The sequence below is a fragment of the Solwaraspora sp. WMMA2056 genome (genome assembly GCF_030345095.1).
GTDB lineage: Bacteria > Actinomycetota > Actinomycetes > Mycobacteriales > Micromonosporaceae > Micromonospora_E.
On record NZ_CP128360.1, the window covers coordinates 5,407,128 to 5,419,897 of the forward strand.

Annotated in this window: 14 protein-coding genes; all 14 read right to left on the bottom strand. The window is 73.0% G+C overall.

From position 1 onward, the window contains the following. Positions 1-24 precede the first annotated feature (24 nt). The 14 genes from O7608_RS24355 to O7608_RS24420 are packed head-to-tail and all read right to left on the bottom strand — an operon-like array spanning position 25 to position 12,659. A complete protein-coding gene (locus tag O7608_RS24355) occupies positions 25-1,197 on the bottom strand; it encodes an acyl-CoA dehydrogenase family protein (RefSeq protein WP_281554303.1) in 1,173 nt (390 codons plus the stop codon). Further along, positions 1,187-1,984 carry a thioesterase family protein gene (locus O7608_RS24360; protein WP_281554302.1) on the bottom strand — a complete coding sequence of 266 codons (798 nt, stop codon included), beginning with the start codon at positions 1,982-1,984 and terminating at the stop codon, positions 1,187-1,189. Before O7608_RS24360 ends, O7608_RS24355 begins: the two co-directional genes overlap by 11 nt. A 4-nt stretch (positions 1,985-1,988) precedes the next feature. Continuing rightward, a complete protein-coding gene (locus O7608_RS24365; protein ID WP_289206801.1) occupies positions 1,989-2,579 on the bottom strand; it encodes a hypothetical protein in 591 nt (196 codons plus the stop codon). After that, entirely contained in the window at positions 2,576-3,436 is an 861-nt protein-coding gene (locus O7608_RS24370) for an HpcH/HpaI aldolase/citrate lyase family protein (protein WP_281554300.1), read from the bottom strand. Before O7608_RS24370 ends, O7608_RS24365 begins: the two co-directional genes overlap by 4 nt. Further along, complete coding sequence (locus O7608_RS24375) at positions 3,436-4,593, bottom strand: acyl-CoA dehydrogenase family protein (protein ID WP_281554299.1); 1,158 nt, start codon at positions 4,591-4,593, stop codon at positions 3,436-3,438. The genes O7608_RS24370 and O7608_RS24375 overlap by 1 nt, the downstream gene beginning before the upstream one ends. A 26-nt stretch (positions 4,594-4,619) precedes the next feature. Continuing rightward, the gene (locus tag O7608_RS24380) at positions 4,620-5,084 is read right to left on the bottom strand and encodes a Zn-ribbon domain-containing OB-fold protein (protein WP_281554298.1); all 465 of its coding nucleotides are present in this window, start codon (positions 5,082-5,084) and stop codon (positions 4,620-4,622) included. Then, a complete protein-coding gene (locus tag O7608_RS24385; protein ID WP_289206802.1) occupies positions 5,084-6,241 on the bottom strand; it encodes an acetyl-CoA acetyltransferase in 1,158 nt (385 codons plus the stop codon). The genes O7608_RS24380 and O7608_RS24385 overlap by 1 nt, the downstream gene beginning before the upstream one ends. Then, positions 6,238-6,687, bottom strand: coding sequence for a MaoC/PaaZ C-terminal domain-containing protein (locus O7608_RS24390; RefSeq protein ID WP_281554296.1), 450 nt, complete (start codon positions 6,685-6,687; stop codon positions 6,238-6,240). Before O7608_RS24390 ends, O7608_RS24385 begins: the two co-directional genes overlap by 4 nt. Next, positions 6,684-7,187, bottom strand: a complete 504-nt coding sequence (locus tag O7608_RS24395; RefSeq protein ID WP_281554295.1) for an FAS1-like dehydratase domain-containing protein — start codon at positions 7,185-7,187, stop codon at positions 6,684-6,686. Before O7608_RS24395 ends, O7608_RS24390 begins: the two co-directional genes overlap by 4 nt. Beyond that, positions 7,187-8,464, bottom strand: coding sequence for a RidA family protein (locus O7608_RS24400; RefSeq protein ID WP_289206803.1), 1,278 nt, complete (start codon positions 8,462-8,464; stop codon positions 7,187-7,189). The genes O7608_RS24395 and O7608_RS24400 overlap by 1 nt, the downstream gene beginning before the upstream one ends. A 14-nt stretch (positions 8,465-8,478) precedes the next feature. Beyond that, positions 8,479-9,837, bottom strand: coding sequence for an MmgE/PrpD family protein (locus O7608_RS24405; protein WP_281554293.1), 1,359 nt, complete (start codon positions 9,835-9,837; stop codon positions 8,479-8,481). Between the two features lie 10 nt (positions 9,838-9,847). Further along, positions 9,848-11,095, bottom strand: coding sequence for a CaiB/BaiF CoA transferase family protein (locus tag O7608_RS24410; RefSeq protein ID WP_281554292.1), 1,248 nt, complete (start codon positions 11,093-11,095; stop codon positions 9,848-9,850). Further along, positions 11,092-12,129, bottom strand: coding sequence for an LLM class flavin-dependent oxidoreductase (locus O7608_RS24415; protein ID WP_281554291.1), 1,038 nt, complete (start codon positions 12,127-12,129; stop codon positions 11,092-11,094). The genes O7608_RS24410 and O7608_RS24415 overlap by 4 nt, the downstream gene beginning before the upstream one ends. Continuing rightward, the gene (locus tag O7608_RS24420) at positions 12,126-12,659 is read right to left on the bottom strand and encodes a MaoC family dehydratase (protein ID WP_281554290.1); all 534 of its coding nucleotides are present in this window, start codon (positions 12,657-12,659) and stop codon (positions 12,126-12,128) included. The genes O7608_RS24415 and O7608_RS24420 overlap by 4 nt, the downstream gene beginning before the upstream one ends. Positions 12,660-12,770: the final 111 nt, after the last annotated feature.

The window sequence follows — 12,770 nt, forward strand, 5'->3', positions numbered from 1 at the left end:
GTAGTGAGGACTGTGCGTGCCTGGTCAGAGCAGGCGGGCCACCTCGTCGCGCATCACCTCGGTGGAGCCGCCGCCGATGGCCAGGAACCGCACGTCGCGGGCGATCCGCTCCACCGGTCCGTCCTGCACGAACCCGGCACCGCCGAGAAACTGCACCGCACTGTACGCGATCTCGTTGGCCAGCTCCGGCAGCTGTGACTTGAGCACGGCGGCGTACGCCCGCGTGTCGGCACCCCGGTCGGCCTGCGTGGCGGCGTGGTACAGCAGCGTCTTGCCGGCGGCGAGCCGGCCGACGAGGTCGGCGACCCGGTGCCGGATCGCCTGCTTGTCCCAGAGCACCCCGCCGTACGCGGGTCGGAGCCGCACCGAGGCCAGGACCGCGGCCAACGCCGCCTCGGCCAGCCCGACCGCCTGCGCGGCCAGGCAGAGCCGCTCGTGGTCGAGGCCGGCCATCATCAGCGCGAAGCCGTCTCCTTCGGCGCCGATCCGGGCGTACGCCGGCACCCGGCAGCCGGTGAGGACCAGTTCGCCGGTGTCGGAGCTGTGCCAGCCGGACTTGTCGAAGGTGCGCCCGTTGGCCAGGCCGGGGGTGTCTCGTTCGACGGCGAACAGCGACAGTCCGTGCCGACCGGGTCCGCCGGTGCGGGCCACGACGAGGAAGATCCCGGCGATGTTGGCGTTGGTGATGAACGTCTTGGTGCCGTCGAGCTGATAGCTGTCCCCGTTGCGGCGGGCCCGTACCGCCAGCCGGGTCAGGTCGGAGCTCGCGTCCGGTTCGGTCACCGCGAGCGCGGCGACGGTACGCCCGGCCAGGATCCCCGGCAGCCAACGGTCGATCTGCCCGGCCGTGCCGGCGCGCGCCAGGTGCAGCGCCGAGAAGTCGGTGTGGGTACCGACCGAGCTGGCCACCCCGCCGAAGGTGGACCGGGCCAGTTCCTCGTTGAACACCACCGCGCCCCGGACGCCGGCACCCCCGCCGCCGAGCTCCGGCGGAAACGACAACCCGAGCAGGCCGAGCTCACCGAGGCGGGCGAAGGCTGCGGGTGGCACCCGCCGTTGCCGTTCCCAGTCGGGCGCGGCGGGCACGATGTCGCGGGTGACCACCTGGCGGGTGAGGGTGCGCAGCGCCCGATGCTCCTCCGCGAGAAACGTGGCGTCCAGGTCGAGGCCGGCGAGGATCCGGTTGTCACCGGCCATCGGCGGCTCCCGGCGACGCGGCGTCGGCCTGCACCCGGTCGGGGCGCGGATCCCGCCACTGGATCGCCCGACCTTGACGGAGCTGGGCGATCGGGTTACCGGCCCGGTCGTGCAGTGTCGACTCGTCGACGCAGAAGCCGGCCGTCGACCAGACCGTCCGGTTGGTCACGTGGTGCCATTGGCCGGCGACGTCACCGAGGTCGGGGGCGAAGTGGATGGTGAAGTCCACCGAGGGCACGAAGTGCGGCGGCTCGGCCAGGGCGAACAGCCCCGGCGGCAGCGCGTCGAGGTAGACCGAGGCGACGGCGTGCGGGCCGAGCGTCTCACCCAGATCGGTCTGCGGCGAGATGCGGACCCAGGCGGCGGTGCCGTCGGTGAGGCTCGGCGGGCCGGCGGCCCGCACGTCCAGTTGGGCGCTGTAGGCCAGCGGCCGGTGCCGGGGCGCGTACGCCGGCAACTGCTCGGGGTCGCCCCACGGTGCCGGATCCTCGCGACGACGCCAGCTGAACTCCTGCCCGACCGGCACCAGGGACGCCAGCGCATGCACCCGGGCCCGGCCCTGCTGGGCCAGGGTGATCCGCAGGCTGGCGGTGGACCGGCCCCGGTGCAGCGTCTCGGTGATCAGCTCCACCGGACCGGGGCGCACCCCGGCCACGAAGTGCATGGTGACGGCCTGCGGGGCGAAGCCGTCGACGCTGTCGGCGGCCTCGACGACCCGGCCGAGGACGAAGCCGCCGAAGATGCCCTGCATGCCGAGCCACCGCTGGGTGAAGACCGGAGCGCCCATCCGGCTACTTCTCCACTCGGACGTAGTCGCCCGGCCGTGGTGCCGGTCCGGTGCCGAGTCGCCGCCAGCCGGACAGGTCGGCGCTGACCACGTCCCCGGTGGCCCCGCCGGGGATCTGATCGCCGGGCGTCCAGGTGGCACCGGGCAGGTCCGGCAGTGCGGCTCCCGGTCCGAGGTGGACGGTTTCGGCGACCGGCGCGGCACCGGCGGGCAGCGCGTCGGCGGGATGGAACACCGCCGGGCCGCCGAACCAGGCGAGCACGGTGGCACCGCCGGGTGCCGTCATCCGGGTCCGGACCGCGCCGGCCGGGATGTAGGTCAGGTCGCCACGCCGGTAGGTGGCGTCACCGAGGTGCAGCTCCCCGGCGAGCACGACGAACTCCTCGTCGACAAGGTAGCCGCCAGCGACGTCGCGGGAGAAACCGGGCGGGAAGTGGCCGTGCACGACGAACGCCCCCGACCGGGAGGCCAGCCGGGTGAGGTGGAAACCGAGGTTGGCACCGGGCATCGGCACCTCCTGCCACGGATGCCGCGCCGCGGTCAGGTCGACCTGCTCCGGCCGTGGAGCGCGTGGGGCACGGTTGCCGCCGCTCATCCCAGGCCCGCCCGTTCGGCCAGGGTCAGCGTACGGCGGGCGCCACGCAGCACCGCCGCGTCGACCAGCCGGCCGGCCGCGTCCAGCATCACGCCAGTGCCGTCGGCGGTGGCCGCCTCGAGCAGGGCGATGGTGTCGCGGGCCGCCCGGATCTCGGCGGCCGTCGGCGTGTAGACGTGATGCACCACCGGCAGCTGGTTCGGGTGGATGCAGGCCCGGCCGACGAAGCCCTGCCGGCGCAGCCGGCGGGTCGAGGCGTCCAGCGCCGCCTCGTCGGCGGTGATCCGGGAAACCGGGCCGACCGGCGGGTGGATGCCGGCGGCGGCGCTGGCCACCACGACCTGGCTGCGGGTCGGGGCGAGTTCGGCGTCGTCGGCGCCCGGTTCCAGGCCGAGTTCGCCGGCCAGGTCGACCTCACCGAGCTGCAGCTGGTACACCCGGGGCTGCCGGGCGATGGCCGCGATGTCGAGCAGCGCGGCGGCGGTCTCCACCATCGGCATCAGCAGCGTGTCGTGGTCGGCGGCGTCGGCGAGCACCCGGGCGGCGGCAGCGACCTCGCTGGCAGTGCCGACCTTGGCCAGTACCACGCCGGTGAGCCCCGGCTGGCCGGCGACGGCCCGTAGGTCCGTGTCGCGCAGCGGGCCGGAGTTGACCCGTACCCAGATCGGCAGGTCGCCGGGTCCGGCGGTGAGCCAGCCGACGACGGCCTCGCGGGCGGCGGCCTTGCCGGCCAGCGGCACCGCGTCCTCCAGGTCGACGATCAGCGCGTCGGCGCCGCGCCGCGCCGCCTTGGCCAGCTTGTCGGCGGCGTGGCCGGGCACGTACAGGTAGGACCGGGGGGGCACCGGGTCGCCCATCAGACGGTCACCTCGCCACGTACGAGGGCCTTCGCCACGACGGTACGCAGCACATCGTTGGTGCCTTCGCCGATGCTCATCAGGATCGCGTCGCGGTACAGCCGCTCCACTTCGAACTCGGTCGAGTAGCCGTAACCTCCGTGGATCTTCATCGCGTCGATGGCGGCCTCCAGGGCGACCTCCGAGCAGAAGATCTTCGCCATGCCGGTCTGCGCGTCGGCGCGACCCTGGCGGACCGCGTCGGCCGACCAGTACGCCATCAGCCGGGCCGCCTGCACCTGGGTCGCGATGGTGGCGAGCTTGAGCTGGATGGCCTGGAACTCGGCGATGTGCTTGCCGAACGCCTTACGTTGGCGGGCGTAACCGAGGGCCTCCTCGTGGGCCCGCTGGGCGATGCCGACCGACCGGGCGGCGATGTTGACCCGGCCCCATTCCAGGGCGGACAGCGCCTGCTTGAGACCGATCCCTTCGACGCCGCCGAGCAGCCGGTCGGCGGGCACCCGGACGTCGTCGAGCAGGATCTCGCAGGACTCGGTGCCCTTGTAGCCGAGTTTGGGGATGTCCTTGGTGACGGTGAAGCCGGGCAGGTCGGCGTCGATCAGCAGGATGCTCATGCCCTTGTGTGCCGGGCTGGCCTGCGGGTCGGTCTTGACCAGGACCGGCAGCGGGTCGGCGTACCGGGCATTGGTGATCCAGATCTTGGTGCCGTTGACCACGTAGTGGTCGCCGTCGCGGCGGGCGGTGGTGCGGATGCCCTGCAGGTCGGTGCCGGCGTCGGGTTCGGTCAGCCCGATGCCGGTGCGCCGTTCACCGGTGGCCAGAGCGGGCAGGTACGCCTGCTTCTGCTCCTCGGTGCCGTGCATGGCGATCATGCGGCAGGCCAGCGAGTGGCTGCCGAGGATGCCGGCGATGCCCATCCAGCCCCGGGAGATCTCCTCGAAGACCAGGGCGAACGACACCGGATCGAGGTCGAGGCCGCCGTAGGACTCGGGGACGGTGACGCCGAACAGGCCCATGTCGGCCATGCCTTTGACGATCTCCGTCGGGTAGCGGCCGGTCTGCTCCCATTCCCGGGCCACCGGGATTATCTCGCGGTCCACGAAGGAGCGCAGCAGCTGCTGGAACTCGCGCTGTTCCTCGGTGAGGGTGAAGTCCATCGGGGTCTCCTGGGTGGTCGGCGGGCTCAGCGGGGATCGGCCGGCGTGGGTCGGCGTGGCGTGGGTCGACGGAAGACCGGCAGGGCGCGGCCGTCGGGCAGGTCGACCCAGTCGACGGTGACCGGGTCGCCGATCCGCCAGCCGGCATCGTCGGCGTCATCGTCCGGCCCGGTGCCGGGGCTGAAGCCGTCGAGGCGGGTGAGTAGCAGCGGGCCTTCGGCGAGCCGGACCCGGGCGATGGTGTACGGCACCGCCAGGTCGCGGCGCGGCGCCCGGTGCACGACGGTGAACGTGTCGACGGTGCCGTCGCCGCTGGCTTCGGTGAAGCCGAGCCGCGTGGTGTCGCCGCAGCGGACGCAGACCGCGCGGGGCGGATGCTGATGGTGACCGCAGCCGGTGCAGGTCTGCAGCACGAGGCGGTGTTCACAGGTCGCCTGCCACCAGTCGGCGGTCAGGTCGTCGGCGGGTGGTACCTCGGGCAGCGGGTTCATCACGACACCCCCAGCACGACGGTGGCGTGGGTGGACAGGATCGCGCCGGTGCCGTGCGCGACGGCGATCCGCGCGCCCGGCACCTGCCGGGCACCGGCCTCGCCGCGCAGCTGGCGGACCGCCTCGACCAGCAGCAGCACCCCGAACTGGCCGGGGTGGCAGTACGACAACCCGCCGCCGGAGGTGTCCAGAGGCAGGTCACCGCCGGGGCGGATCCGGCCGCCGGCGATGTAGTCGAGCACCTCGCCCTCGCCGCAGAAACCGAGAGCTTCGACGCTGAGCGCGGCGGTGATGGTGAACGAGTCGTACACCTGCAGCACGTCGACGTCGGCGGCGGTGATCCCGGCCCGGGCGAACGCCTCCGCGCCGGCCTCGCGGGCCCCGGTGTCCAGGATGTCGTCGGCGGCGGTCATCGACGTGTTGGTGGAGCGTTCGCCGTAGCCGAGCACCGCGACCGGCACCCGGCGCAGGTCACGGGCCCGGTCCGCGCTGGTCAGCACGATCGCGCCGCCGCCGTCGGTGACCAGGCAGCAGTCGGCGACGGTCAGCGGGGTGCAGACCGTCGGGGCGGCCCGCACCTCGTCGACGGTCAGCGGCGGCGCACCGTGGCGGTAGGCGGCCGGGTTGAGCCGGGCCCATTCGCGGGCGGCGACGGCGATCTCGGCCAGCTGCTCCGGGCTGCCGCCGTAGCGGTGCAGGTACGCCTGGGCGGCCATCGCGTAGTAGGAGATCGGGAACAGCGGCGCGTACGGCGTCTCGAACTGCGCCTCCGGGGTGTGCTCCTCGATCACCCCGGCGAGGCTGCGCGAGCGCGCCGACCGCTGGTTGGAGGCAAAGCTGACCACCACGACGCTGGCCTGGCCGGCGTCGATGGCCTGCACGGCGCGGGCCACCATCATCTCGGCGGCGCTGCCGCCGACGAAGCTGGCCTCGACCCAGCGGGGCCGCAGCCCGAGGTGGTCGGCGAGCGCGGTGGTCGAGAAGCGGGAGATGCCGGTGGTGGCCAGCCCGTCGACGTCGGCGAGGGTGAGCCCGGCGTCGGCCAACGCCCGGGTGACCGCCTGGGTCTGCAGGGTCAGCGTCGACGCGGTGGTGACCCCGAGGTCGGATTCGGCCGCCCCGACGATCGCCACCGCCGCCCGGTCCCGCCCGGTCACGGCACACCGTCGGCGGTGCCCGCGCCTGGTCCGTCGGCGGTGCCGAGCAGGACGACAGCCCGGGCCGGCCGGGCCGCCGGACGTTCGGGGCCGTAGTCGCTGGCGGCGATGACGGCGGCCAGTTCGACCTCGATCCGGTCGCCGTCGACCTTGACCACCGTGCCTGTGCAACGCACCGTCTCACCGGCGAACATCAGGTTGCGGAAGGTGAAGGAGAGCTGCCGCACGAAGCAGTACGGCCCGAAGGCGTCCTGTACCAGTTCGACGAAGAGCGCGCCGAAGACCTGGCCGTCGACGACCGGGCCGGGCACCTTGGCGGCCGCCACGAACTCCGGGTCGTAGTGCAACCGGTACCAGTCCCAGGTGGCGCCGGCGTAGGCGACCATGTCGGCCAGGGCGATGGTGCGTTCCAGCCCCGGCAGGGTGTCACCGACCTGCGCGATCACGTCGGATCACCGCCCATCGCGACCAGGATGATGGTTTCCTCGTTGACCGCCAGCAGTTCGCCGTGCTGGTTGGTGTAGGTGGCCCGGGAGCCGACGACCAGCATGTCGCCGCCGCCCCGGGTGCGTTTCTCGGTCAGGTCGTGGATCTCCCAGGTCGCGGTGATCACGTCGTCGGGACGGACCCGCCGGTGGAAGGTGTACGTGTTGCCGCCGCGTACCTGCCGGGTGCCGGGCACGTCCAGGTGCCAGGAGTGGCCGGCGTAGCCGTCGGAGGCCATCGGCAGCCCGGTGTACTGGCCGGTCTCGCAGATCAGCGTCGGCGGGGCGGTCACCCCGGGCAGGCCGTGCGCCCGGGCGTAGTCGCCGTCGCGGTAGATCGGATTGTCGTCGCCGACCGCCATCGCGAAGTAGCGCCCGGCGGCCGCACCGAGCGCCTCCGGCGCGGTGTAGACCTTGCGGGTGCCGAGCAGCGCCCGCAGCTCGTCGGTGAGCAGACCCATCAGCTACCTCCAGCGGTGCTCGGCCCGTCGGCGGGCTCGACCCGGTCGACGGCCAGCTCGGCCGGTTCGTCGGCGGGCTCGGGGTAGACGGCGGTCGGGAAGACCTCCAGCAGGAACTCGGGGCGCAGCAGCGCCGCGCAGATCGCCCCGGTCGACGCCGGCCAGGGCGGGCTGAGCAGCCGCTCGCGTACCCCGGCGACCGCCCGGTAGTCGCCGATCGCCGAGGCGACGCAGAATTCGGTGGTCTCCACCAGGTCCTGCGGGCCGAGCCCGGCGTGGTCGAGCAGTTCGCGGATCGCCCCGTAGGTCACCTCGGCCTGCGCGCCGATGTCGTCGGGGTGCAGTGCCTGCTGGGTCCGCATGTCCAGGGCGGCGAAACCGGACATGTACAGGGTCCGGCCGGCCTTCACCCCGGGGGCGTAGGTCAGCGAGTCGTACCGCGACCAGCCGGGGTTGACCAGTTCCAGCGGATGCCGCGACGCGGTGACGTCGATCGCGACCAGCGCATCGGGATGGTGCAGCCGGCTCATCAGGATGCCACCGGCTCCCGGGTAGACGCCGGCACCGCCGAGCCGTTCGGCGCGGACCCGGTGGGTTCTGCGGTACACCTCTCGGGTCGCCGGGGTGGAGTAGTCGTAGGTGGTGACGGCGGCGTCGAGCGACAGACCGGCGGCGACGAGCAGGTCCTGCGCCCGGTCCAGGCAGTACGCGTACTGGCTGACGAAGTCGCCCGGGTGGACCACCTCGCCGGTGGCGTCGACCGGCAGCATGGTCGGCAGGTAGACGGCACCGTCGTGGCCGCCGCGCACCGGTGAGGGCACCCAGCTGCCGGCGGCTCGCGGTTCGCTGGCGACAAGCAACTGGCCGCCGCCGCCGACGGCGTGCAGTTCGATCTCGATCAGCGCGGCCCGGCGGACCAGCCGCTCGACCACGACGGTACGGACCACCGGCTGGTGCTCGCCGAACACCTCGGCGCGCACGGCGGCCGCGGCGGCGTAGTCGTCGAGGCCGGCCACGGTGACGTTCTCGGTCACCCGGGTGACGTCGGCCGGTCCGTAGCCGGCGGCTTCCAGGATGGTCAGCACCTTGCGGTACGCGGTGGCGGTCTGGGTGGCCAGGTCACCGCCGACGGTCATCTTGCCGAGCGTGGTGTCGAGCGCGGCGGCGGTGTGCCCGGAGGTCCAGGCGGCGTCGCCGTCGGCCAGCCCGAGGCAGAAGGTGAACCCGTCGTACGGGAACCAGGGGAAGTCGGCGGGTCGGATCGCGGCGGGCGGCACGGGCGTCTCCCTGGTCAGTCACCGGCGGCGGCCAGCGCCGCCATGATCGGGTCGAGGTCGTCGAGGTCGTCGAGGCGGCGCAGCAGGTCGACGACGGGCGCGCCGGCCGGGCCGGCGTTGCCGAGGAACTTGGCGGCCAGTTCGTCGTCGGTCAGCGGGGTGTCCGGGCCGCCGCCGCTGCGCGGCACCGCGCCGCGTACGGTCGTGCCGTCGGCCAGGGTGACCACGACGGCACCGGGGGCGTCGGCGGCGTGCCCACCGGTGGCGACGATCCGCCAGTGCAGCCGGGCCGCGAGGGCGGTCACGTCGGCGCGGTCGATGACGTCGGGCCGGTAGCTGGCGGTGGTCAGGTCGCCGTCGAGCAGTGTCGCGGCGACGCTCCACGGCAGCGAGAACTTCGCCGCGTACGGGGTGGCCGGCCGGGTCAGGTCCCGGCCGGGCCCGCAGACCGTGGGTGCCGAGTCGGGGTGCACGTCGACGTCGATCCGGGCGATCGCGGCCGGGTCGGCGGGAAAACCGGGCTGGCGGCGGGCGGCGCGGGCGGCGTCGATCGCGGCGTGCGACAGCTGGCAGGCCGGGTAGGGCTTGATGCCGATCCGGAGGGTTTCCCAGCGTTGGCCGAGGCCGGCGATGATCGACGCCGGGTCGACGGGGCCGGCGGCCAGGGCGTCGAAGACGCCGTGCGGGCCGTCGAAGACGTTCGCCGGGCCGGCCGCGCCGGCGGCGGCGAGCCGGGCGGCGAGGATGCCGGCGTGCGAGGCGAAGCCGGGGTGCAGTTGTTTGGTGGCCGCCCCGGTGTGCAGGAAGGCGAGCAGCCCGCCGGCCTGGCTGCCGGCGATGCCGAGCGCGTCGGTGGCGCGGGCGGCGTCCAGCCGCAGCAGCCGGGCGGTGACCAGCGCGCTGGAGAAGACCCCGGCGACCATGGTGGCGTGCAGGCCGCGGGCGTGGAAGCCGTGCGGGGCGGCGGCGGCGACCCGGCAGACCGTCTCGTACCCGGCGATGGCGGCGTGCAGTACGTCGCGGCCGCTGGCGCCGACCTGCTCGCCGACGGCGAAGGCGGCGGGCAGCACCACGGCGGTGGCGTGCACCAGGCCGGCGGCGTGGGTGTCGTCGAAGTCGAGCGCGTGCACCATGGCGCCGGCGGCCAGCGCGGCGGCGGGGGCACCGATCGTGTCCCGGCCACCGAGCAGGGTGGCTTCCGGTGGGCCGCCGAGGTCGCGGGCGACGTGCAGCGCCGGGTCGACGGTGCCGCCGCGCCGGCCGGCCAGGGCGGTGCCAAGGCCGTCGAGCAGGTGCCGTAGCGCGGCCCGCCGGACCGCCGCCGGCGGGTCGAGCGGTCCGGTCGCCCAGTCGGCGAGCGCTGCGGCGATCATGGCGGGCCGGTCATCGGGCGGTGTCCTCGGAACCGGCGGCGGCCGGGCCGGGGCTACGGGGGGTGCCGAACGCGCCGGCGGCGGTCAACTCGGCCAGGGTCTGCGGGTCGAGCCCGAGGATGTCGCCGGTGACGGTGGCGAAGTCCTCGTTGCGTTGCGGCGCGCGGCGGTACGCGGGCGGTTCGGCGCCGACCCGCACCGGGCTGGCGAGCTGCGCCACGGTGCCGAACCGGGGGTGTTCGGTGGTGACCACGAGGTCCCGGGCGGCGGTGTGCTCCTCGGCCAGCGCCGCCGGCACGTCGTTGATCGGCCCGCAGGGGATCGCGGCAGCGTACAGCTGGGTCAGCCACTCCTCGACGGTGCGCTGCCGGAAGATCTGCTCCAGTTCGGCGAGCAGCTCGTCGCGGTTGTCGCGGCGGGTGCCGAAGGTCCCGTACGGCGATCCGGCGGCGGCCCATTCGGGGTGGCCGACGACGTCGGCGAGCCGGGTCCAGAACTTCTCCTTGGCACAGCCGACCACCATCCAGCCATCCTTGGCCTGGAAGACCTGGAACGGCACCAGCGACGGGTGCGCCGAGTGGTGGGTGCGGGCCGGCTGGAAGCCGGCGTTGAGATGCCAGGTGGCCGGGTAGGTGAGCATCGAGATCGCGGTGTCGTAGAGACTGACGTCGCAGTCCATGCCGACGCCGTCGCGGCGGGCGGCGTGCACCCCGGCGAGCAGCGAGATGGCGGCGACGAACCCGCCGGAGTAGTCGACCAGGGACAGTCCGGACTTGGTCGGTGGTCCGTCGGGTTCACCGGTGAGCTCCATCCAGCCGGCGAGTCCCTGCAGGATGTAGTCGTAGCCGGGTTCGGCCCGACGCGGGCCGGTCATCCCGAAGCCGGTCAGCGAGACGCAGACGATCCGCGGGTTGATGTGCTTGAGGTCGTCGTAGCGAATTCGCATCTTCTCCGGCACGTCGCCACGCAGGTTGGAGTAGACGACGTCGGCGACGGCGACGAGCTTCTCGAACACCTCGCGGCCGGCGTCGGTGGTCAGGTCCAGTGACAGGCTGCGTTTGTTGCGGTTGAACGTCTCGAAGAACAGCGAGTCCTCGTCCTCGGCGTACGGCGGCACGTAGCGGCCGACGTCGCCGCCGGCCCGTGGATCCTCGATCTTGATCACTTCGGCGCCGAGGTCGGCCAGGTGTACGGTGCCGAACGGGCCGGCGCCGTACTGCTCCACGGCGATGATCCGGATGTCGGCCAGCGGCGTCATGCTGCGGCTCCCGTCAGCTCGGCGATCAGCGCGATGATCTCGTCCTGGGCGGCTCGGGTCTCGGCGGCGGGCAGCCCGTGGGTGGGTGGACTCAACTTGACCGAGTCGGCGATGCCCGCGTACCCGGCGATCCGCTCGGCAACCTCGGCGCGGTCACCCGCCAGGGTCAGCGTGTCGACCATCCGGTCGCTGACGGAGTCGGCGAGGTGGTCGGCGCCGGCGCCGGCCCGGAACGCGTCGATCACCTGTTGCTGGTCGTCGGCGAGGCCGTGGAAGGCGAAGAAGTCGGCGTAGGTGCGCACGGTGGCGTAGAAGCCGACCAGGCCGGCGGCGCGGCGGCGGGCCAACGCCCGGTCGTCGGCGACCGAGCAGCAGGCGGAGACGACGACGTCGAGGTCGGCGCGGGTCCGGCCGGCCCGGTCGATGCCGGCGGTCAGGTCGGGCAGGATCTGCCCGGCCAGGTACGCCGGAGAGCAGAGTTCGTGGCTGATCCAGCCATCGCCGATCTGCCCGGCCAGCCGGGTCATCAGCGGCCCCATCGCGGCCAGGTAGACCGGGATGCCGGCCGGCGGCACCGGGAACGGGCGTTCGTAGCCGCGGATGCGCATCGGCTCGTACTCGCCGTCGAGCATCATCGGTTCGCCGGTGGCGCAGTTGGCCCAGAAGTGCCGGATGTTGCGGACGGTCTCCCGCAGGTGGGCGACGGGTTTGCCGAAGTCGACGTGGTGCCAGTCCTCGTTGAGTCGCCGGACGCCGGAGCCGAGGCCGAGGATGAACCGTCCATCGGAGAGCTCGTCGAGGTCGAGCGCCTCCAAGGCGGTGATCATCGGGCTGCGGGTGAAGGCCAGCACGATCGAGGTGCCGATCCGGGCGGTCGTGGTGGTGCCGGCCAGCGCGGCGGCGGTGCCGGTTGCGCTACGGTGCAGTTCGGAGACCCAGAGCACCTCGGCGCCGGCCTGCTCGGCGCGACGGCCGGCGGCGGCGAGTTCGGCGAGGGTCTCTCCCCAGGGCTGGTAGGTCAGGCGCAGGCTCATCCGGTCGCCTCGTTCTCCAGCGACAGCGGGGTGGCGGCGGCCGGGAAGATTCCCTCGACCTGCTTGGCGCCACGCTTGTAGACGTAGAAGGTGCGTTTGAAGGCGCAGACCTGTGCGCCGTCCTGGTTGAGGGTGCGGGTGCGGACCGTCACGATCCCGGCGTACGGGCGGGACCCGGATTCACGCTTGTCGAGTACCAACGATTCACTGTAGAGGGTGTCGCCGGCGAACACCGGGTGCGGCAGGACGATCTCGTTCCAGCCGAGGTTGGCAAAGGCGTTCTGGGTGAGGTCGGTGACGCTCTGCCCGACCGCGATGGCCAGGGTCAGGGTGGAGACGACCAGTGGCCGCTCGAACTCCGACCGGGCGGCGTACTCGGTGTTGAAGTGCATCTGGCTGGTGTTCATCGTCAACAGGGTGAACCAGGTGTTGTCCGCCTCGGACACGGTGCGCCCGAGGGGATGCTGATAGACGTCGCCGACGCCGAAGTCTTCAAAGAAGCGTCCGGTCCACCCCTGCCGTACCGACATCGACCGATCCTCTCGCCCGCCCGTGAACTGCCACCAGCTTATTTGTCTGACTTTTACGAGTCAAGGGCCAGCAACTCAACCAGGCCAACGAAAACGCCCTGCTCAGCACGA

Excerpts from the sequence above, each read along its gene's own strand:
- O7608_RS24355 (WP_281554303.1), bottom strand. The coding sequence starts at position 1,197 with ATGGCCGGTGACAACCGGATCCTCGCCGGCCTCGACCTGGACGCCACG.
- O7608_RS24360 (WP_281554302.1), bottom strand. The coding sequence starts at position 1,984 with ATGGGCGCTCCGGTCTTCACCCAGCGGTGGCTCGGCATGCAGGGCATC.
- O7608_RS24365 (WP_289206801.1), bottom strand. The coding sequence starts at position 2,579 with ATGAGCGGCGGCAACCGTGCCCCACGCGCTCCACGGCCGGAGCAGGTC.
- O7608_RS24370 (WP_281554300.1), bottom strand. The coding sequence starts at position 3,436 with ATGGGCGACCCGGTGCCCCCCCGGTCCTACCTGTACGTGCCCGGCCAC.
- O7608_RS24375 (WP_281554299.1), bottom strand. The coding sequence starts at position 4,593 with ATGGACTTCACCCTCACCGAGGAACAGCGCGAGTTCCAGCAGCTGCTG.
- O7608_RS24380 (WP_281554298.1), bottom strand. The coding sequence starts at position 5,084 with ATGAACCCGCTGCCCGAGGTACCACCCGCCGACGACCTGACCGCCGAC.
- O7608_RS24395 (WP_281554295.1), bottom strand. The coding sequence starts at position 7,187 with ATGGGTCTGCTCACCGACGAGCTGCGGGCGCTGCTCGGCACCCGCAAG.
- O7608_RS24405 (WP_281554293.1), bottom strand. The coding sequence starts at position 9,837 with ATGATCGCCGCAGCGCTCGCCGACTGGGCGACCGGACCGCTCGACCCG.
- O7608_RS24410 (WP_281554292.1), bottom strand. The coding sequence starts at position 11,095 with ATGACGCCGCTGGCCGACATCCGGATCATCGCCGTGGAGCAGTACGGC.
- O7608_RS24415 (WP_281554291.1), bottom strand. The coding sequence starts at position 12,129 with ATGAGCCTGCGCCTGACCTACCAGCCCTGGGGAGAGACCCTCGCCGAA.
- O7608_RS24420 (WP_281554290.1), bottom strand. The coding sequence starts at position 12,659 with ATGTCGGTACGGCAGGGGTGGACCGGACGCTTCTTTGAAGACTTCGGC.